We start from the raw sequence: 21,362 nt of genomic DNA on the forward strand, positions 1-21,362 counted from the left end.
CGGTCACATTTTTGTCAATCCAGCATTGAAAGTGGTAATATGCCTACAAATTTAGACTAGATAGCCATCTAAACGATTTGTAAATCGTAAATTAAGGACGTAATGACATGAATAAACTGCTACTTACCGCAGCTATTACACTGACCATGCCATTTGCAGCACACGCTGGAAGTGATTTTGTTGAAGGCGATGCCACTTTTGCTGGTGAAGCTGAGTTAGGTGCGACATTAACCACAGGTAACACTGATACTTCTTCATTAAAAGCACGCTTAGCCTTAAAGCAAGAGCTAGGCAACTGGGAAAACCAGTATGTGTTAGAAGGGTTATATAAAGAAGATACCGAAGAAGTCACTGCAAAACGCTACTTTTTAGGCGTACAAGGTGATTATCAAATAAATGATGTTAGCTATGCGTTTGCTAACACCAACTATGAAGTCGATCCATTCACTGGTTACGATTTTACCTCTACAACCTCTGCGGGTTACGGTTATCGATTTATTGATACAGAAAGAATGTCATTAAAAGCTGAGGCTGGTCCTGGTTATATTTATCAGCAGCTTGACGATGAAACGGCTCTTGCCGAAGGTTATGACAGCGATGACAGCGTCGTGCTTCATGCCGTGGTCGACTTTCAAACTAAAGTCGGTGAGTCATCGAAGTTTCAGCAAAAATTTGTGGCTGACTGGGGGGAAAAATTAGATGGTCGCTCTGAAACCTCGTTAACGGCTAACATTATTGGCGCATTAGCGATGAAGTTTGCTGTAATTGTTCGTTATAACAGTGATCCGCTTGATGATAAGAAAAGCACTGACACTGAAACTAACATGACATTGCTTTATTCATTTTAAGCCAATGTCATTGTGAAGAAGCTGGCTTAGCCAGCTTTTTTTATGCCTGCGTTTCGAGCGAGTAGGGTTGTTGGATGATGTCATTAGGGATTTTCCTTGCAGACATAGCGTAGAAAGTGGATGTTGTTAGCATTATTCGTTTTATTGTCCCCCCAGTGATACATAGCTCATAAAACCGTCATATTCGGGGGGCGGTTCACGTAATAACAATCTTATTAGCTTGTTTTCATGGCATTTATTCAAATTAGCTTGGGTTTAGGAGTATACTTTTTTATCAGTAGCGACGCTGAGACAGTACCATGCAAATAGGATGTTGTTGGTTTGATAAAGAGCGACGTTTGTTAACTGATCAGGCAAAATCGACTCAGTGGCATTTGAACGATCATGAATATTGGGTGCTAGAACAATTAGTTCAGCATCGGGGGCAAGTTGTGCCATTAACGGCGCTCCAAACCGTAGTGCTTGACAGCGGTGCCCATCAATTACCTCATAATGAACTTGTCGGCATTATTTATCATGTTATTGATTACTTATGTGCCAAGCATTCAAACCTTGTAGAATACATCCCACAGCAAGGTGTCATTCTTTATCCTGCCACCCAGGGCAAACATACTAAAATACTCGACTTACCTAACCGGTTACTGACCTGTGGACAATACGGGATTATTATTGTGGCATTATTGGCCGTGCTACTGTTTGTGTTGTCTAACCTTAATCCTCCGTTATTTGCAAAAGCTGATGTCATAAGGCAGGTACTCACTGCAGATGGGCAAGTGGTGCAATTATCGGTATTTGATAATCAATCCCCACAAGATGCTATTTTGCATGCTGATTGTTTATCCACTCAATTACAGCAGTGCCATGATGTACGTTGGAACTCAATCAGCGCCGCGATTTCTACAGATCGTCATTATGTGAGCTTTATTTTGAGTCAATCTGAGTCACAATCATTGCAGTTTAAAAATATTAAATTATCTGTAAATGACATGCACTCACCGTTTATCACTCAAGAATGGCTGCATAAGGTGCTCATTTGTGGTTAACCGAATAGGAGTAAAGTGGCGAAAAAGAGCGCGGCGATTATTGCAATCAAAGCGAGGCAAGTTGTTGTTTGTATTAACGTGGGTGTTCGTCTTATTTACTTTCACTCACGCGCTTGAACGCTTTGTTCCCTCGCATCAAGAATGGCACTTGTCTTGCCGTGCCGATGGTTATTTTGACCTGCCACAAACCCAAGCTGCTTCCTCTGTTGTCAGTGAATTATTGTTAACCTTCACACTTGAAAATCAATATGCTGCTTTGCGTTACCATTTAGGTAATGAGTCATTACCAGCCGAATCGATTGTGTTGCAAGGACATGTGGTTAAGGTCGATTTTGGCGCTTTAAATTACCAATTACAAATGCAACTAAAAAGTAAAAAATTAAATGATGACAGTATCTTACTTGGATATTTGTTGAATGAGTTAACAGTAGATGAAACGCAACTTATTAATGGTGAAACTTTACCGCTAGAGGTGCAACTCAACAGTATTAACGATGACCAATTGCAGGCAACTTTAACATTTATACCCAGTAATAGTATTTGGTCTTGTGAGATAATCCCGGCAGTTCTGCCTCAGCCACATTGAATAAATCCATCTTTAGGTTAATATCGATAACATCGGTGAAACTTTAAATGGTATGTAATTTAAAACAGTGGCAAAAGTTAAAGTAAAACAAGAAGAAGCGTTATCAATCAAATTTAGCCATCAAATGGCTCCAGGGGATCAGCGTACATTTGATTTGTACTTCTATTTACCTACAGAGATGGGGATCGGTTCACACACTCTCGATGAAGAAGAATATTACCACAGTGGTATTTTAGGCCGTCGTTCGTATTACTCTAAAGGGTTGCACCTGCCACTCGTTCAGTCTCGTTTTATTAGTTTAAACAAGCGGACGATGGAAGAGTTTCGTTTATACCTTAATTTATTTGCCTATCAATTTGCTGTCGCGATCGAAACTGACGGTAAAGAGCTGCGCCAAAAAAGTGATGCCAGTGAGTTTTATCTGGCATTAGACGAGCTGTGTGATGTGGTGATGCAATTACTTAAAAAGTTTCGTCGTAATGAACCAAGCGATCCCAAGTGGAAGTCGTATTTTGAACACGCAGATAATTACCTTTCTTGGTTTTGTGAGCAACAATTACTTAAAATATTAGCTTATTCTCCTCGCAGCGCAGACTTTAGCGAAGTGAAAGATAAAGTGTTGGATTTATGTCGGAGCGAAAATTATTATCGCGAACAAGTGTGTAAATACAATTCGATGCAAACCCAGCAAGATGCCAATCGGATATCAAATAAAATGTTGTTGCTGCGACGCCTTATCCAACAAGGCGTGGTATTAAAAGAAGAGCTAAAACCACTTGGTGTTGGGCTGAAAAAATTTGTAACAGGCCTTGCAACCGGTTTAGTGATGTTGGTTGTGTCGGCGTTAATTATTAAAGCCCAAGGCTTTTTTAATGGCCTAACCCTAACCCTTGTCCTTACGCTTGCAGTGATTTATGGCTTCAGGGAAATCTTTAAAGAAGACTTTCGTAATGCCATGTGGCGTTTCATTCAACGCGGTCGTCCACGTTGGAGTCGTATTTTACGCGACACAAGCACTCAAGCTATTGTCGCTAAACAGCTAGTTTGGCTTGAGTTTATGCGCTCACAGGATATTCCTGGCACCGTCTCTGAAATCATGAAACATCGAAATAGCCAAAATAAGGTCGACTCGACGGTGTTGCATTACCGTATTGCCACTAAAGTGGCCAATAAACCCTTTGAGGCCGGATATTCTGAAATTCAAGAACAAGTTAACTTTAGCTTAGTGCCATTTGCTCGTCATTTAGAACGCGGCAAAGCTAAAATCTATAAAGAGTCTGAAGGTAATATCAGTAATGAATCTGTTGAGCGTCGCTATCAAGTGAATCTTGTTGCAGTGTTACGAGATGGCAAGCAACAACCAGAGTATGCTCGCTTCAAAGTCACGATGAATCGCTCAAATATTGTTGAGATTACCGAAAGTAAACTGCCTGATAACATCCAACCTTTTACATCTGAAGCTGACAGTAACTTACACGAAGAGACTCAGGTCGTTGATCATCACCAAGTCGAACCTTAACCGTTTAAGTTGAGTCAAGGTACGACTTATTGTTAATTGAGGTGGTCGGTATAGGTTGGGCGAGTAAATGCTTGGCAAATGTTTTGGTCAACCGACTGCTTAGCCCGCTTTAGCGCAATTTCAGCATTGGCAAGATATTGCTCTAAACTTTGCGGCGACATATACCCTGCAATACCAATATTAATCCCTTCTGCCAACTGGTTTTCCGCTAAACAGTGCATTACATTCATAGCGTATTGATGTGCACTAGTGGCATTGGTGTCGGGCAATAAAATGACCAATTTACCAAGTTGCCACTGGGCTATTTGATAATTAAGCGGTAATTCGATTAACAACTGAAGTTCAATGTCTTTTTGGCGTTTTTCTAGCTGACTCATGTTGCCCATACTACTGAAAATACCTTCTGGGTTAATGTCCATGACTAACAAACTCGATTGAATTTTGGTTTGCTCATTGAGGTTATTAAAGTGATGTTCAAGCTCGGTTAAGCGCAAAACAATGGCGCTACTATGGCCAAATACATTACTGCTATTGTGTACGGCTATCGTGGGAGCCGTTTCTTCAAAGGTGCAAATTAAGTACTCAATATCACCATCAAAGGTAAGTTGCCCAGCCAAGGTTGTTTTTAGGCACTGATTATAACGGCTTTGGGTAAACGGCATGATTTGCGCAGTCCATTCACCTTGTAAGCTAATTTGGGCACAAATGTCTTGCCACTGGTTTTTAAGTTCATTACCCAACAAATCAGTAATTGGGATGTCGGTTTCACCATTGAGTTTCATGAGGTGATCGAATTGACTATTACATTTAATCAATTTGCCGCTCGAGTCAGTTAATGCTGTGGCTACAGCACTGTCACTCAACAGTTGATACAAATAGGCTTGGCGTTGGCTGTCATATAAAATAGTAATATCTTCAAAGGTAACCAACCAATATGACTCTTTGCTATTGGGGCATAACTCACTTCTTATGTGGGTTTGTAACGTGCTATTAACACTCTCAATACTCACTTCGCCGCGCCATTGTTGGTGATGCGCTAACGCTTCTTTTATTTGCTCAAAGCGATCGTTATCGAGTTGCAATACACGTTGGAAGTTACGATCTGTTAAGGTGTCGATCGACAAGGCTAGTGCTTTGGCTGCTTTTAGATTGGCACTGCTTATTCGGCCACTATCATTAACTATCAGACAGCTTATTTCACTGTTAAACAACCCTTGGCTTAACTGTAAGCTATTGAGTTTAGCTCGGCGCTCAAGCACAAACAGATGTCGTAATACGATCAAGGCCGACGCCAGTAAAGCGATTAACACGCCAGCAATTAAAATCACCATGCGCCATTCTAGGTAACGGGCGGCAATATCATCGTGACGGATATACGACAATAAAAAGTATTCTCTCTTGGTTTCGTATTGGCTGGTGAGTTCAACTTTTAAATAAACAAATGTGGCATCGTTACTATAAAACTGGCCAAAATTATTCATTGCCATGTCTTTCCACAATTCGGGATAAGTTTGTTTAACGCTTGACCCTAATGAGTCTGGCATATTGCTTAAAGGTTCAGGTTGATTTGCTCCAGCATATAAAAAGCCTTGAGTGTCGAGAAACAACATAGGCGAGTTTTGATTAAAAAATGCCGGTTTGATTGACTCAAGTAATTTTGTGATTGAGTTGTAAGTGACTAAGTAACCTTTAACGCTTTGGTCGGGGTTTTCTATCCAAGACAATTGATAAAAGTAAGGTTCAAGCCGGCCATCTATTGGTGTGAATGACATGGGCGATGTGTAAATGTCGCTGCCACCCATATTGCGGCCAGAGCCTAGCAGCATGGCGGGTAGTTGCAGGTTGTCGAAACTGTCTGTGGTTGAAAATTGTAAATTTCCTTGCGGGTCGTAAAGAGATAACCCTAGCAGTTCAGGAATGTTCTGTGTGAGAGAGAGCCAACTGTCGGTGACTTTACGTTGTTGCGTTTTTGAAGGCTGTTGTAAATATTGTCTAAGTAACTCAGCTTTAGCAAAAGTTTGAGTTCTAAATTGTAGAAACGCGACTTTATCCGATGCCAACGAGGCGACAGTTTGCAGTTCACTGTAGCGTTGATCTGCCCAGTCTTCTTGCAAACGACGTTCGCCTAAATTAACAACCATATTGGTGATAATAAACACCGCAATGAGCAGGATAATTAATTGGCTGAGCAGCGACAAAATATGCTGCTGTGACCATCGCGCGGCTTGTGATGAAATTAATAACGGATTAGAAGAGCTTACTACTTTGCGTTTAAACATTGAGTTTTTTTTAGCATTCACTTGTCAGCAATATAGCATGAAGGTGCGCTAGGAAGAATGTCTAGTTTAGCCAATTTTATCTAATTCTCGTTGCTTAAATTGAGTACCGTATTGTTCAGCGATAGCGCGGCAACGCTCAATATTCACGTTGTCTAAGCCATTTATGGCCGTGACCTGCACTTGCGAAATGTATTGCGGAGCTAACTCAATAAACTTGAGCAGCGCTTCGTACGAGTTCGCCAACTTAGGTCGGCAGTGCTGCAAATACCCTTCAGGGGTGTCGGCATTGAGTGAAATCGATAAACTGTCTACATACTGGCTTAACTCTGGCAGGATATTACGACGATGAAAATGATTGCCTAATCCATCGGTATTGACTCTGACTTTACCGCCCCGGGCTTTAATTTCTTTTGCGACTTGCAATAAACAGCTCAAGTTTAAAGTTGATTCGCCAAAGCCACAAAATACATATTCTTCAATTTGTGTGACATCGCCAAGTAGCGGAATGATGTCTTCTGCGGTGATGGGCTTACTTAATGATAAGTCGTATTCATGCACCTGTTTTGAGCCATTGTGTTTGGGGCAAAATTGACATCGTAAAGTACATCTAGCAGTAATGTTGAGATAACGATGATGACCGATATCGTAAATTAAGGTGGGCTTTGTAGTACTCATAATGATTGTGATGATTAAATTAACATCGGCATATTGTAGCGAAATAACCGCAAAGACTTTGTTGTTTGGCTCGCATAACACATAAAAAAGCAGAGCGAAAATTGCTCTGCTTTATTAACTCATTCACTTATGTTGAGTTAATGATGTTCTTCTGACCCCAATGGCTCTGCAGCCGTTTTAGGTTGCCACCACCAGATAAAGAATCGTCTTAATGCACGTTTTATATCATCTAAAATAATGTACAAAATCGGCACTAAAATAAGGGTGACCACGGTTGAGAATAAAATACCAAACGCCAGCGATGTTGCCATTGGGATAACAATTTTAGCCTGTAAACTACGCTCCATAATAATCGGCACTAAGCCAACAAAGGTGGTTAACGAGGTTAAGATAATTGCTCTAAATCGGTAACAGCCCGAGTCAATGGCCGATTGCATTAACGACTTGCCTTGTTCTCGGGCGCGGTTAACAAAGTCGACTAAAATCAGTGAGTCGTTAACCACGACTCCTGCTAACGCCACAATGCCGCATAAACTCAAGATACTCATTGATAAGCCAAGAATAAAGTGACCAAATAAGGCGCCAATCATGCCAAATGGAATAACCGACATAATGATTAATGGCTGGGTGTACGACTTAAGCGGAATGGCCATTAACGCGTAGATGGTGAACATGGCAAAGAAAAAGCCTTGTGCCAAACCTAGCATCGCATTTTGTTCGTCTAAGCTGCCGCCATCTAAAGCTGAGGCCACTTTAGGGTACTGCGCGGTTAACTCGGGCAAAAAGTCTTGTTGAATTTCTGCCACCACTTTTGACGGCTCAACATTGTTTTTATTTACATTGGCGCTGATGGTAATAGCTCTGCGGCCATCAACACGAGTAATTGAGGCGTAAGACTCACCTAGCTCGATTTCTGCCACGGTTGAAAACGGTACCGCGACACCTTCAGGTGTGCGGATCAGCATGTTTTCAAGGTCGCCCACAGTACGGCGCTGCTCCAGCGGATAACGCACCATGACTTTGACTTCTTCTTTATTGCGTAAAATACGTTGTGCTTCATAACCATAAAAGCCGTAACGAACCTGGCGCGCTAAGTCTGATAGTGTTAGTCCTTGTGCTTCAGCCTCTGGGCGTATGTTTAAACGTATCTCATGTGAGCCCGATGAGAAGTTATCGGTAATATCAAACACGCCTTCGTAAGTCGCTAATTTTGATTTAAGTGCTTTGGATGCTTCAGACAATTGGGCTAAGTCACTAGAGGTTAAGCGGAATGATAAATCTCCGCCGGCATCGTTAGTGCTGGCATTAATCGTTAATTTTTTAACCGATAACAGTTCAGGCAGTTGCTTGCGCCATTCTTCTGCAATTGAAACGCCGTCGACTTCGCGGTCTTCACCTTTTGTCAGCTCGGTAAATACAAAGGCACTGCTGCGCGAGCTGAGCTCAATGTAGCTGTGTTTCACCATTGGATAACCGTATTGGTCTTCAAGTTTGGCGTTCATTTTGTATAACGCATCTTCAACTTGTTGTAGCACTTTTAAGGTGTTTTCTTCTGAGCTGCCTTCTTCCATTTCAAGCTGCACTTGAATAAAATCTGATGGAATATCAGGGAAAAATACCCAACGCACTTTGCCACTTTGCACTAATGCCAGTGATAAAATTAATACCCCAATAAACACCGCGACCACACTGTAACGTACTTTAATGCAGCGTTCTAAAAAGTCACGGTACCTGTTGTGAATAAAGTGCTGCAACCATTCGTTTAATCCGAATTTTATTCTCGAAAATAAGTGGGTCGGGGCTGTCCGCTTTTTGATTTTCATGTGGGCTAAATGCGCGGGTAAAATCAGTTTTGATTCCACTAACGAAAATGCTAAACATAAAATCACCACCATGCCGATGGATTTCCAGATAACCCCCATAGGACCCGATACCATAATCATCGGGATAAAGGCGGCAATAGTGGTCAAAACCCCAAAGGTGGCTGGCATTGCCACATTTTGCACCCCTTTAATCACATTGTTTAACGAGTGGCCTTTTTCTTCCAGCTCAGTGTAAGCACTTTCGCCGATGACAATGGCATCGTCGACCACGATCCCCAGTACTAGGATAAAGGCGAATAAGGTCAACATGTTGATAGACATATTGAAAGGCTCAATAGGCATCAATAGCATGGTGCCTAAAAAGCATACCGGTAACCCCAGCATGACCCAAAACGCGAGTTTAAGGTCTAAAAACAAGGCCAAAATAATAAATACCAGCAGCGCGCCATAAAACATGTTCGACAACATCATGTTTAAACGGCCTTGCAGGTAGTGTGTTAAGTCACCCCAGGTATCGAGTTCAATATTACTCGGTAGGGTGAGTTTGCGCTCGGCGACATAGTCTTTAACTTGAGAGGCGATATCTAAAGCATTTTGATCATCAATACTGGCTATTTCTATTACCGCTGCCGGCTTGCCATTAAAGCGGGTGTACTCTAAACGTTCTTCAAAGTCATCATTAATGGTCGCCACTTGTGGCAACATAATACGGCTACCGTCAGCCCGAGTTGTGACCACTATTTTGGCAAAGTCATCGGCATTGTAGGCCTGGCCTTTGGTGCGCAATAAAATATCACCATCTTTGGCGCGGATTGACCCACCGGGTAAGTCGATAGATGAGTTTTGTACGGCTAGCGCAACTTGGGTAAAGGTGATGCCATATTCACGAAGTTTATCTTCAGACAGTTCAATGCCAATTTCGTAATCACGCACACCATTGACTGTTGCACGTGTAACCGCAGGCAGATCGGTAATATCATCACGGATTGCTTTAGCCATTTCTTTCATGTCATGTAGATTCATGTCTCCATAGACAGACACCCAAATCACACTGTTTTCAGGCTTTATTTGGTAAATATTGGGTTTTTCAATGTTGTCTGGAAATGTGGCAATCGCATCGACCCTTAGTTTTGCTTCGTCGAGCACTTGCTGTACATCGTAACCATCTTCAACTTCAATTGTCACTGAGCCCACACTGTCACTGGCAACTGAGGTGACTTTGTCAATGCCGCTGATGTCTTGAATGGCTTCTTCAATTTTGATGTTAATCCCTTCTTCAATTTCTTGTGGTGCCGCACCTGGATATGCCACATTGATATTGATTAGGTTTAATTCAAAAGTCGGAAACACTTCTTTATTAATGATAAACGTACTAAATAAACCGCCGATAAGCAGTGCTGCCATGAGTAAGTTTGCCGCGACACTGTTGCGGGCAAACCAGGCAATAATTCCTTTATTGGTATCCATGATTATTCACCTGCTGTCGTAGCAGCTTCTGGGGGTGTCAGTGTTGCTGGATTCTTCACCCAGTATTTTCACTGTTTGCCCAGAGCTTAAGCTGTTGACACTGGTCGTTGATATTCGCTCATTGGCTTTAAAACTGCCTTTGATGTAAAGCGTATCAACGTCGGAGCGGATAATATTAACCTGACGCATTTCGATGATATTGTCTTGAGTCACCACAGCTACCTGACCGTTACGTACAACATGGCGTGGCAATGTGACAACATCATTAACGGTGCGACCGGTGATCACCGCGTTAACAAAACTGCCATATTTAAGCGGTAATTGACCAGAGGTTTTGGTGTTACGAAGATAAGGATCGCGAATTTCGGCCACTAGGTAAACCATGCGGGTTTGTTCATCAATCACGTTTTCGCTGCGCACAATAGTGCCTTGCCAGGTGACTTGTTTACCGGCTAGTTGGGCTGTGAGTGTGACGCTAGTGTCTGGGTTTTCAACTGACTCAAGGTAGGCGAGTTCTTCGTTTGTGAGTGGTAATCTAATTTCAGCAATACTGGTATCGTAAAGTTCGCCTAGGTTAGTGCCCAATGTGACATATTGGCCTAAATCGACATTGCGCGCTTTAATGATGCCGTCAAAAGGAGCACGGATAACAGTACGCTCTAAATTGCGTTGGGCTCGTGCTAATGCCGCCTGGGCATACTTGACGTTAGCTTGTTCTTTTTTCAATTGTGGAATACGTAACCCAAGTGCTGGTGGTAAGCCTTGGGTAAAATCTTTAAATTCTACTTTTGCGACTTCACCGCGGGCTTTTTCTTCGTTTAATGCGGCCGTTGCTTGTGCAAGTGTCGCTTCAGCCTGGATTAAATCGGCTTCGTAGTCGGAGGGTTCAATGATAGCCAGTTGCTCGCCTTTTTTTACCACACCACCGGCAACAAAGTTTGCTGAAATGTTTAGCATGCGCCCTTGGACTTCGGTGACTAATTGCGTTTTGTATTTGGGATTAACCACACCATATGACGGTAAATTGAGTGACAGGGTTTGTGGCGTCACGGTTTGCACATCAACAATAGGAATATTGATGGGCTCATCTTTTTGCTCTGGGGCTTCTTGGGTATTAATTAATAACCAGGCTGCTGCAGCAAACACTGCAATAATAAAGAGTGGTGACAATCTTCTTAGAATTTTTTTATCATTTTTATTGCGTATCCATGCTTAAATAAGACTAACGACAGTTAACTACGTTGGCTAACTTGTTCATTCAGATTCATTTTATTACTCATAGTTCATAAATTAACAGAGTCTTGGGCTTAGCTAAATAGTTTTATGTAAATAAAATGTTTATATTTTTGAGTTTGCTGCCTATTTTGCGATTGAATCTGGATAAATCCTTGTTAATGGCACTAATCAATGAAAATCCATCTTGTGAGGATATGATTAGTGATTTTAAATCAATACTTTAAGTTTGGTCTTGCTGGTGGGTGTTTTTTGCGCGTAAATTGACATTTCTTGACACTATTTGCCGTATTGCATCTAGTTAATTGTGATTTAACTTACTTAGGCAATAAAAAAAGCGAATTATTAAATAATTCGCTTTTTTTATTGGAGACCATATACAGCCCTAGTGTGAAAAATTACTTTTTCTTGTACTTTTTCGACTTCACTTTGGCATCTTTTGCATTGGCTTTTTTCTTGCCTGGCACTTTTGCTTCTTTATGCTTAGGGCGAAGTTCTTCAATCACACGACGCTTCAGTGGCAGTTCGATATATCGCTCAATTTTAGACACAATACGCATGTCATGCGCTTCAACTAGCGAAATTGCGGTACCTTTTGCACCTGCGCGTGCTGTACGCCCAATACGGTGAACATAAGCATCAGCAGAGCGTGGCATATCATAGTTAATCACATGAGTAATGTCGTCAATGTCGATACCACGAGCAGCAACGTCGGTTGCTAGCAATACATTTACTTCGCCTTTTGAGAACTTACCTAACGCCTGGAAACGTTTTTTCTGCTCCATATCACCGCGCATAAAAGCACAGGGAATCTCGGCTTTTAGTAATAGCCCTTCAAGGCTGGCAACAATGTCACGGGTTTTCACAAACACAATGGCACGTTTAACGTTTTCTTGGCGTAAAATATGACACAGTAAAGCAAACTTATGAGCGTTGTCATCGGCAAGGTGGATCCATTGATGCACTTTAGCTTTTTCACTGCGAGGTGATTCAACATCAACCACCTCAGGGTTATTTAATAAATCGCGCGCAAAACGGTTAACGCCGTTGCCCTCAAGCGTTGCCGAAAACAACATGTTTTGCTTACGCCCTTGAGCTTCAATTGCAATGGTTTGTACCACAGATGAAAAGCCCATATCGAGCATTCGGTCAGCTTCATCGATGATTAAAATCTCAACTTCAGTTGCATCAAACTTATCTTTATCTAGGTATTCCATTAATCGACCAGGTGTAGCGATCAATAAATCGATGTTATCTTCTAACGCTTCTTCTTGCGTCGTAAGGCACACCGCCAGTAATGATGGCGATATTAAGATCAAGGTCGGTAGCAAGGTGGCAAGCATAGCGATGAATCTGGCTGGCAAGTTCACGTGTTGGCGTTAATACCAAAATACGCGCTTGCCCCTCAAAGCGGCGAGGAAAGTCGATAAGATGCTGTAAAGCAGGCAGTAAAAAACTGGCTGTTTTACCGGTGCCGGTTGGCGCACGCGCTAAAATATCCCGCTGATCCATGGCCAATGGAATGGTTTGTTGCTGAATAGTGGTAGGGGTGTTGTGTCCCATGGCCTTGAGTGACTCTAATAAGCTAGGGTCGAGCTGGAAATCTTCAAATTGCATGCGCTGGTCTCGCTGAAAAATAGTTGAGTATTATAGCTGACCTAATGAGCAGGCTAAAGCTTTAAGTAGAAAGGGCGGCATAAATCTATCATCGTGTCGCTGTATCCCCCTTGTTTGTTGCGAATAGCCATTTGCAGATACTCAGTTTGCTCTGTTGTATCAGTGGCATGTTTGAGTACCAGTATCGAGCGGTTAGGCGATTTTCCTTCAGCGCTAATGATTTCAAGGTGCTTGGCGACAAAGAGTGTGTGCCCTTTAAGCTGTTGAATAAAACTGGCTAAACTCTGTTGTGGCAAAATAATACTGGCGTGGCCATGTGGCGCAAGTAATTGGCTAATCGCGTGCTGCAATTCTGCAAATGACAAAGTGTTGGTGTGCCTTGCATCTGCGCGGGCGCTATTTTTGGCTTGAGTACCTTGTTCAAAGAACGGGGGATTACAAATTATATGGTCGAATAAGGATGCTGGAATTAGGCTGTTTTGCTGTAAAAAGTCCTGAATTGCGCCTCGATACAATTGCACTTTATTGAGCCAAGGACTTTGTTCAATATTATGTTTACAAGCACAGGCTGCTGCGGAGTCTAATTCAACCGCGGTAATATGTGTGTGTTCTAGGCTGCGTTGTGCGGCCATTAAACTCAATAACCCGCTACCTGCGCCAATATCAAGAATATGACTTGATTGGGTGAGTTGTGCCCATGCTCCGAGAATAACGGCATCGGTACTGACAGCCATGCCACATTGCTCGTCGTCGATATGAAATTGTTTAAACGTAAATGGCATAATTAAGCTTGTGGTTATTGGGTAAATATAAAAGTTACGGCAGATGATAATCGCTTTAAGTTAGCATGTCGTGAGTTAATTGGTGCAAGGATAAATCGTTGAGTTTTTGTTATCAAAAATTAAACTAAAACGGATAACTTGGCGATTATGTACACAAGGATTAAGAGAAACGCATGCCAAAAACATTATTTTAGTTATTTTGTGGAGCAAAGCTTGTGTCAGTTAATGATGTTTGGTATTAGTTTGGCCGTTTTAGTTCATTGAAATGGGGTAGAAAGTCTAACTGCAGCTATTTTGACAAGGATGTAGCTGATAAAAACAGGATTAGATTTACATTTAATCGCATTTCACAGCAGAATTTAATATTTAAAAGTGTATTTTTAACGTTACAAAAATGGGCGCGTTCAGTTCAGCAGTAGCTAATTTTGGCGTAATCAATTAGGTTTGTTAAAAAACATAACAATAAAAAGAGGCAAGTAGTGCAAACAACCAAGATGAGTTTGACAGATACGCTAGGGTTAGGCTTTATGACTTTCGCGTTCTTTTTAGGTGCAGGGAACTTAATTTTTCCTCCTTTTGCTGGCATGTTGGCTGGCGAAAATATGTCATTTGCGATGCTCGGCTTTTTGATTACTGCTGTGGGTATGCCATTGATTGGTTTAATTGCTGTTGCTAAAGCTAATGGCAAGGTCATGGCGCTATTACCTGCGTTTGCAGCTACCGCATTGGCGATTGCTATTTACATTATTATTGTACTCTGCATTTGCCGCGCCGCGTACTGGGTTAGTGGCATTTGAAATTGGTGCAAGACCCTTTATTGATAACCCAGACGCTGTGATGATGTTAGCGGGTAAAGAATTCAATATCGCACAGTTGATCTACACCTTAGTGTTTTTCTTTATTGTGATGTTTTTGTCTTTATACCCAGGCAAGTTGCTGGATAATGTGGGCAAAGTGCTAACACCTATTTTGATTCTATTATTAGTCAGTTTAGCCAGTTCAGTGATTATTTTACCGGGATTTGAAGTTAATCAACCGGTTGGTGAATACATCAATAGCCCATTAACGAAAGGGATTATTGAAGGCTACAACACCATGGATACCTTGGCATCGTTAATGTTTGGTATGTTGATTATTGATTTGTTACGTAAAAAAGGGGTTAACGACACAACAGATCAAACTAAGTATTTGGTGCGTGCCGCCTTTATCGCTGCTGGCGGATTAGCGTTTGTTTATGTGTCGTTATTTTATCTTGGCGCATCGGCTGGTGATTTTGCCATTGGTGCTGAAAATGGCGGCCAAATTCTCACAAACTATGTCACCCATCATTTTGGTAGCATTGGTATGTTGATGTTGTCTACCGTGGTAACACTAGCGTGTTTAACGACAGCGATTGGCTTAGTGACGGCATGCGCTGAGTTTTTTAATGAGTTAATACCAAGTTTGTCGTATAAATTATTGGTTGTGTTGTTAAGTCTAATTTGTGCCACGGTTGCTAACGTAGGCTTGTCGCAATTAATCAGTATTAGTATTCCGGTGTTGATGACAATTTACCCAGTGGCGATTGCTCTGGTATTAGTGACATTTTTAACCGAGCGTTTTGCTCGACCAGCATTTTCACATCGAGTGATTTTAAGCGTGGCGTTATTTTTTGGTATTTTTGATGGTTTGCAAACCGCGGGTATGGACATGAGCTTCTTGGACTTTATGCCACTGCACGCTGAGGGTATGGCGTGGTTGTTGCCGACAGCACTGACCGCTATTGTGTGCTTGTTTCTACCCAAAAACCGTGTTGCAGCCGCATAAAGTCAAGCGGAGTGTGAGACGCCAACATTCAGCTTGTAAGTGAATAAAGGCAAACAATAAGACGACGTTATGATATTTTATCTAACGTCGTTTTTTTACCCAATTAGAGATGTTATTTTGGTTAAACCTGCATATCAGCCCAACCCGTTAATCAACCAGTTTTTGGATGATTTATGGTCGACAAAGGGGCTAAGTGATAATACCTTGGCTTCATATCGCACTGACTTGCAGCATGTAGAGCGTTATGTGTTATCGCAAGGCTGTGATTTATTGCGTGTCGATCAAGGCTTGCTGCGTGATTATTTGAATGCCCGCTTTGAGCAGCAGTTTGCTAAAAGCAGTACCGCACGGTTATTAAGTAGTTTGCGACGCTTTTATGGCTACTTATTGGTAAAGCAATTGATTAGCGAAGATCCTACCGCCTTAATTAAATCGCCTAAGCTAGCACGTCAACTTCCCGATTCATTGTCTGAAGCACAAATCGACAGTTTACTGGCTGAACCCAATGAGGACGATCCGATTGAATGTCGTGATAAAGCCATGTTGGAATTGTTATATGCCACTGGGCTGCGCGTCACTGAGTTGGTGAGTTTAACCATGGAGCAAATAAGCTTGCGCCAGGGGCTTGTGAGGGTGATAGGTAAAGGCGGTAAAGAGCGTTTAGTGCCTTTAGGCGAGTTAGCGGTGACCGAGGTTGAGCGGTACATGCGTTTTGCTCGTGGCGAATTATTGCATATGAAGCAATCTGATGTGGTGTTTCCATCAAGACGCGGACAAATGATGACTCGGCAAACGTTTTGGCACCGGATTAAGTTGTATGCAACAAGAGCGGGGATTCAGTGCCATTTGTCTCCACATACTTTACGTCATGCCTTTGCGACTCATTTACTCAATCATGGCGCGGATTTGCGTGTGGTACAATTATTACTTGGCCACAGTGACTTATCGACAACCCAAATCTATACCCATGTGGCCAAAGTGCGCTTGCAACAGCTTCACAGTCAGCATCATCCTCGAGGGTAGTGCTATGGGTATCAAATCCTTACATTTAAGAGTTTGAGTATTTGTTGCGTTCATTTAATTAAATCTGTAAGTTTTGCTTACGAAGTCGGGTCTATTCATTTTGAACCCGTGCAAATTAGGAATTATCATGAAGTTAACTAAAGCCATTGCCCTTGTTGCTAGCCTTGTAATTGCGCCAATTGTGTTTGCTGCTACAGCAACGGATGTGTCAAACGAATCAGCTTTAAAACAAAAGCTTACAGAGACTCTAGGCGTTAATGTCGCACAGATCCAACCTTCTCCTGTGGACGGTTTGTACCAAGTGTTTACTGACCGTGGGGTGCTATATGTCACTCAAGATGGCAGTAAATTATTTCATGGTAATTTATATGACTTAGACCAAGGCATGAAAAACCTTACAGAGCTTGCGTTAGCAGCTCCTCGTTTAGAAATGCTTAAGCCATTTGAGCAAGATATGTTGGTTTATAAAGCCAAAGACGAAAAGCACGTTGTGACTATTTTTACAGATGTGGATTGTGGATTTTGCCGTAAGTTGCATAACCAAATGCAGGGTTATAACGATTTAGGCATTACTATTCGCTATTTAGCTTATCCACGTGCAGGTATACCTTCTGCTAATGCTGATGAAATGCAAGCGGTATGGTGTGCTAAAGATCCGTTAAAAGCGATGACAGAAGCCAAAACGGGCGGCAATGTTACATCGGCAAGTTGTGATATCGATATTGCGAAACAGTTTCAGTTAGGTCAAGCATTCGGCGTCAACGGAACACCAGCAATAGTGTTAGAAAACGGCGTTATGGTACCAGGGTATCAACCGCCTGCTGATTTACTGCGTACGATTGAGTCAAACCTGTAATTGGTTGTCGTCAAGCAAGTCGTTATTGCGTAATATCTAAGGTGAGCTCAGGCTCACCTTTTTTTATGTATTATTTCATCTCAATTCACGTTTACAAGTGAGTCAAACAAACTAAGTCGTCATTTGATTATCATTAAATACCTGAGTTGAAAGGTTTACTCATTGTTCGAATAAGGTTGTCTCTTGTCACACAAAATAGTCCGTCGTCCGCAAGTCGATGATTCACACTTACCGGCATCATTACCACCACTTTTAAAGCAGCTTTATGCTCGTCGCGGTGTCACAGAGACAGACTGCGAATTAGTGTTAACCAAATTGCTTCGTCCCGAAACCATGAAAGGCCTAGCTGAAGCCGCAGTGTTAATCGCTGATGCAATGGCTGCATCAAAGTCGATATTAATAGTTGGCGACTTTGATGCCGATGGTGCAACATCAACCAGCGTGTGTATGTTGGCATTAAAGATGATGGGCGCAAACAAGGTGGATTACTTAATCCCTAATCGCTTTGACTATGGCTATGGCCTCAGCCCTGAGATTGTTGCGGTTGCCTATTCTAAATCTGCAGATGTATTGATTACTGTCGATAATGGTATTTCATCTATCGAAGGGGTCGCCGCTGCCAAGTTACTAGGTATGCAAGTTGTGGTCACTGACCATCATTTACCAGGGCAATCGTTGCCCAATGCCGATGTGATTGTGAATCCAAATCAATCAGGGTGTGAGTTTGCCAGTAAATCGATTGCTGGGGTTGGTGTGGCTTTTTACCTAATGTCAGCCTTGAGGGCAGAGCTGCGACAACGAGATTGGTATAAACAACACCACATTAATGAACCTAACCTAGGCACTTTATTGGATATTGTTGCATTAGGCACTGTTGCAGATGTGGTTTCTCTTGATGCTAATAATCGTATTTTAGTCAATGCTGGTTTACAGCGGGTGAGAAGCGGCCGTTGTCGAGTCGGCATCACGGCGTTGCTAGAAGTGGCTAAACGAAACCCTGATAAAATTGTGGCCGCAGATTTTGGTTTTGCGGTTGTAGCCACGGTTAAATGCAGCAGGACGGTTAGATGAAATGGCGCTGGGGGTCGAAACCCTGTTGTGTGATGACATGATGCGAGCAAGAAGAATGGCTGCCGAGTTAGACGGCTTAAATCAAGAACGTCGTGAACTTGAAACCGGTATGCAACAAGAAGCGCTTAAAAGTTTGCAACAGGTGTCGCTCAATGAAGATAATTTACCCTGGGGTATTGCCATCTTTCAAGATGATTGGCATCAAGGGGTGATAGGAATCTTAGCCTCTCGGATTAAAGACCGTTATCACCGCCCTGTGATTGCGTTTGCCGATGCGGGTGATGGCGAAATTAAAGGGTCGGCACGTTCAATTAAAGGTTTGCATATGCGTGACTTGCTTGAGCGTATTAATAGCCAACACCCAGGCATGATCACTAAATTTGGTGGCCATGCTATGGCGGCAGGTTTATCGCTTAAAGCAGATGCATTTGAGCAGTTTAAACAAGCTTATGATATCGCAGTGCGGGATATTCTAGATTATGAGCAACTAACCGGTGAGTTGCTTTCCGATGGGGAGCTACCTACCGAGTTAATTAGCCTTGATACCGCATTTACTTTACGTAATGCAGTAGCTATGGGGGCAGTCGTTTGAGGAGCCATTATTTGATGGGGTGTTTAGGGTTGTCCAGCAACGTATTGTTGGAGAGAAACATCTTAAATTACTCGTAGAAACCCCTTGTGGCACGTTAATGCTCGATGGTATCGCGTTCAATATTGATTTAGCGATTTGGCCAGATGCCACGATTCAACAAGCAAGGATTGTGTATAAGCTAGATGTGAATGAGTTTCGTGGTAATCAAACTGTGCAGCTTATGGTGGATTACATCGAGCCGCTGTAATGATGGGCTGCATTAATGTGATTTATACCGATCAGCACAAGAATGTGATCATTCTTACTGGTTAACATCGCTTATCATACCATTTCCATTAATTATGTGACCAATCAGAGTCACTCAGACTGTTCAGTTTGAGGCGCATTGTTGAAATAATGGTTATTCCCTTTTAAGGCAATGCAACAAAGAAATGGACTGTCTGAGCGTCTCCTGCAAGGCGGGTTTCTGTACCTTCTATGCTGCTTAATAGTATTTTGACGTAGAGCAACTATACCTACAATCCTATTACTTGCCTAGAAGACACAGAACTCCCGCTGAATGACCAGATAATTGCTGGAATTGGTATCACTTCGTTAGAAATTTTGAAGGTAGAACAACTCGCTCGCTGCAATTTCTGCCTTATTCTAAGCGATTTTTCCTACGCAATCTCTGATCACTTATTTACCATATATGGTATTAGTACAAGGATGTACTGACCATCATCAATGTTGAAAACAAAAAAGGCCTCGCAATGCGAGGCCTTTTTGTTAATTTTTTATTAGTCGCGTTAGCCACCAATCTAAATATGGTGCCCGAACCCGGAATCGAACCAGGGACACGAGGATTTTCAATCCTCTGCTCTACCGACTGAGCTATTCGGGCGACGGACGCAATTTAAAGGGTTTTGGCCTGTTGAGTCAACTTGTTTTTACTATTTATCTTAAAAATCGATTTATTTGGACGTATTTTATCCGTATCGGCGTTAATTTATTCATTTTTTTAATACCAAACCTGATTAGAATGCGAGCTATTTTAGTCGTCGTTTAGTTGTATCAACGTCATTTGAAGCCTAAATGGGGGGCGAAGGGCGAAATTATCAACGTGATCTTCTTTAGGGGCTGTTGTCGGGCGCACTATGCCCTCAAAAGGCTGTCGCGAATTTTGCACTAATAATGTTCGCTAAAGAGCATTCTCTCATGCGGATTTGTATCACTGCCCGCAAGTTGGTTTTGCACTCAAAAAGTGGTTTGCCATTTTTACATCTATAAAAAAACGCTCCGAAGAGCGTTTTATTTAATATTGTGTTATCACTAGTTAGTGAGTATTTCATTGTTCGGAAAGTTAGCTCGCATCACCATTTTAATGTGCGCTTGTAACTTTTCTTGACCTAATTCATCGTATGCTTCAGACATGATTTCGAGAGCGCGTTCGGTTGCAGGAGTACCTGGGAATTTTTCCATTACAGTCTGCGCACGAATTGCTGCTGCACTCCAGGCGTTCATTTTGATATAATACTCGGCTACCTTAATAGAATACTGCGCTAAACGGTTTTTCAAAAACTGCATGCGGTGCTGCGCATCCGCAGCATATTTACTATTTGGGTATGATTTAATTAAGCGGTCAAAATCTTTAAATGCATCTTGAGCATTTTTAGGATCGCGATCAGTACGATCGATATTCATTAAATCGTGAAATAAATAATTATCTGCCTGCATATTGGTTAAACCGCGCATATAATGCACGTAATCAATATTTGGATGCGTTGGATTGAGGCGTAAAAAGCGATCAATGTTAGCAATTCCAGAGGCCGCGTCGTCCATTTTGTAATACGCATAAATCAAATCTAATTGAACTTGAGTCTTGTGCGATCCAAATGGATAACGAGAATCCAATGCTTCAAGTGAACGTACGGCTTTAGAGTAATTTCCTAATTCCATTGATGTTCTTGCTTGAGTATAGAGCTGATCTGGAGATGCATTTCTTGTAAATTCATCTTCTTCTGGACTGCTACTACAGGCTGTTAAAGCCAGTGAAAGTAATACTAGGGCGGCACCTTGGGCAAATTTATACATACTTGAATTCAATTCTTTTTAAGTTGTTGTTAAGAATTTTTCCATTTCACGGTAAAATAGAAAACATCC

The 21,362-nt window shown here is 42.0% G+C and carries 12 protein-coding genes, 1 tRNA gene and 3 pseudogenes; 8 read left to right on the plus strand and 8 right to left on the minus strand.

Annotation, left to right across the window (positions count from 1 at the left end):
• Window positions 1-107: 107 nt before the first annotated feature.
• From N4T56_RS01655 to N4T56_RS01670, 4 genes are all read left to right on the plus strand, one after another.
• A complete protein-coding gene (locus N4T56_RS01655) occupies window positions 108-848 on the plus strand; it encodes a DUF481 domain-containing protein (protein ID WP_261732011.1) in 741 nt (246 codons plus the stop codon).
• A gap of 338 nt (window positions 849-1,186) precedes the next feature.
• A complete protein-coding gene (locus tag N4T56_RS01660; RefSeq protein WP_261732012.1) occupies window positions 1,187-1,891 on the plus strand; it encodes a hypothetical protein in 705 nt (234 codons plus the stop codon).
• Window positions 1,892-1,931: 40 nt separating this feature from the next.
• Window positions 1,932-2,477 carry a hypothetical protein gene (locus N4T56_RS01665; protein WP_261732013.1) on the plus strand — a complete coding sequence of 182 codons (546 nt, stop codon included), beginning with the start codon at window positions 1,932-1,934 and terminating at the stop codon, window positions 2,475-2,477.
• Window positions 2,478-2,544: 67 nt separating this feature from the next.
• Entirely contained in the window at window positions 2,545-3,996 is a 1,452-nt protein-coding gene (locus N4T56_RS01670) for a hypothetical protein (protein WP_261732014.1), read from the plus strand.
• A gap of 32 nt (window positions 3,997-4,028) precedes the next feature.
• Here N4T56_RS01670 and N4T56_RS01675 read toward each other — a convergent pair whose 3' ends face one another.
• The 6 genes and pseudogenes from N4T56_RS01675 to N4T56_RS01700 all read right to left on the minus strand — a co-directional run bounded on the left by N4T56_RS01675 (window position 4,029) and on the right by N4T56_RS01700 (window position 13,872).
• Window positions 4,029-6,275 (minus strand): PAS domain-containing protein, encoded by a 2,247-nt coding sequence (locus N4T56_RS01675; protein WP_261732015.1) that lies wholly within the window; start codon window positions 6,273-6,275, stop codon window positions 4,029-4,031.
• Window positions 6,276-6,341: 66 nt separating this feature from the next.
• Window positions 6,342-6,950, minus strand: a complete 609-nt coding sequence (locus N4T56_RS01680; protein ID WP_261732016.1) for a TatD family nuclease-associated radical SAM protein — start codon at window positions 6,948-6,950, stop codon at window positions 6,342-6,344.
• Window positions 6,951-7,087: 137 nt separating this feature from the next.
• Window positions 7,088-10,240 (minus strand): efflux RND transporter permease subunit, encoded by a 3,153-nt coding sequence (locus tag N4T56_RS01685; protein ID WP_261732017.1) that lies wholly within the window; start codon window positions 10,238-10,240, stop codon window positions 7,088-7,090.
• A 6-nt stretch (window positions 10,241-10,246) separates the two neighbouring features.
• Complete coding sequence (locus N4T56_RS01690) at window positions 10,247-11,446, minus strand: efflux RND transporter periplasmic adaptor subunit (RefSeq protein WP_261734729.1); 1,200 nt, start codon at window positions 11,444-11,446, stop codon at window positions 10,247-10,249.
• Window positions 11,447-11,871: 425 nt separating this feature from the next.
• A pseudogene (gene srmB / locus N4T56_RS01695) lies at window positions 11,872-13,090 on the minus strand (ATP-dependent RNA helicase SrmB).
• Between the two features lie 53 nt (window positions 13,091-13,143).
• The gene (locus N4T56_RS01700) at window positions 13,144-13,872 is read right to left on the minus strand and encodes a tRNA1(Val) (adenine(37)-N6)-methyltransferase (protein WP_261732018.1); all 729 of its coding nucleotides are present in this window, start codon (window positions 13,870-13,872) and stop codon (window positions 13,144-13,146) included.
• A 494-nt stretch (window positions 13,873-14,366) separates the two neighbouring features.
• Here N4T56_RS01700 and brnQ point away from each other — a divergent pair.
• The 4 genes and pseudogenes from brnQ to recJ all read left to right on the plus strand — a co-directional run bounded on the left by brnQ (window position 14,367) and on the right by recJ (window position 19,467).
• Window positions 14,367-15,678, plus strand: a pseudogene (brnQ, locus tag N4T56_RS01705) (branched-chain amino acid transport system II carrier protein).
• Window positions 15,679-15,747: 69 nt separating this feature from the next.
• Window positions 15,748-16,701, plus strand: coding sequence for a site-specific tyrosine recombinase XerD (gene xerD, locus N4T56_RS01710; protein ID WP_261732019.1), 954 nt, complete (start codon window positions 15,748-15,750; stop codon window positions 16,699-16,701).
• Window positions 16,702-16,828: 127 nt separating this feature from the next.
• Complete coding sequence (gene dsbC / locus N4T56_RS01715; RefSeq protein WP_261732020.1) at window positions 16,829-17,557, plus strand: bifunctional protein-disulfide isomerase/oxidoreductase DsbC; 729 nt, start codon at window positions 16,829-16,831, stop codon at window positions 17,555-17,557.
• Window positions 17,558-17,740: 183 nt separating this feature from the next.
• Window positions 17,741-19,467: pseudogene (gene recJ, locus N4T56_RS01720) on the plus strand (single-stranded-DNA-specific exonuclease RecJ).
• A gap of 560 nt (window positions 19,468-20,027) precedes the next feature.
• Here recJ and N4T56_RS01725 read toward each other — a convergent pair.
• Window positions 20,028-20,103: transfer RNA gene (locus N4T56_RS01725), tRNA-Phe, on the minus strand.
• 428 nt (window positions 20,104-20,531) lie between these two features.
• Window positions 20,532-21,293, minus strand: a complete 762-nt coding sequence (locus tag N4T56_RS01730) for an outer membrane protein assembly factor BamD (protein WP_261732021.1) — start codon at window positions 21,291-21,293, stop codon at window positions 20,532-20,534.
• Window positions 21,294-21,362: the final 69 nt, after the last annotated feature.

The sequence above is a fragment of the Shewanella phaeophyticola genome (genome assembly GCF_025398315.1).
Taxonomy (GTDB): Bacteria; Pseudomonadota; Gammaproteobacteria; order Enterobacterales; family Shewanellaceae; genus Shewanella; species Shewanella phaeophyticola.

Excerpts from the sequence above, each read along its gene's own strand:
- N4T56_RS01655 (WP_261732011.1), top strand. The coding sequence starts at position 108 with ATGAATAAACTGCTACTTACCGCAGCTATTACACTGACCATGCCATTT.
- N4T56_RS01675 (WP_261732015.1), bottom strand. The coding sequence starts at position 6,275 with ATGTTTAAACGCAAAGTAGTAAGCTCTTCTAATCCGTTATTAATTTCA.
- N4T56_RS01680 (WP_261732016.1), bottom strand. The coding sequence starts at position 6,950 with ATGAGTACTACAAAGCCCACCTTAATTTACGATATCGGTCATCATCGT.
- N4T56_RS01685 (WP_261732017.1), bottom strand. The coding sequence starts at position 10,240 with ATGGATACCAATAAAGGAATTATTGCCTGGTTTGCCCGCAACAGTGTC.
- N4T56_RS01700 (WP_261732018.1), bottom strand. The coding sequence starts at position 13,872 with ATGCCATTTACGTTTAAACAATTTCATATCGACGACGAGCAATGTGGC.
- xerD (WP_261732019.1), top strand. The coding sequence starts at position 15,748 with ATGATATTTTATCTAACGTCGTTTTTTTACCCAATTAGAGATGTTATT.
- dsbC (WP_261732020.1), top strand. The coding sequence starts at position 16,829 with ATGAAGTTAACTAAAGCCATTGCCCTTGTTGCTAGCCTTGTAATTGCG.
- N4T56_RS01730 (WP_261732021.1), bottom strand. The coding sequence starts at position 21,293 with ATGTATAAATTTGCCCAAGGTGCCGCCCTAGTATTACTTTCACTGGCT.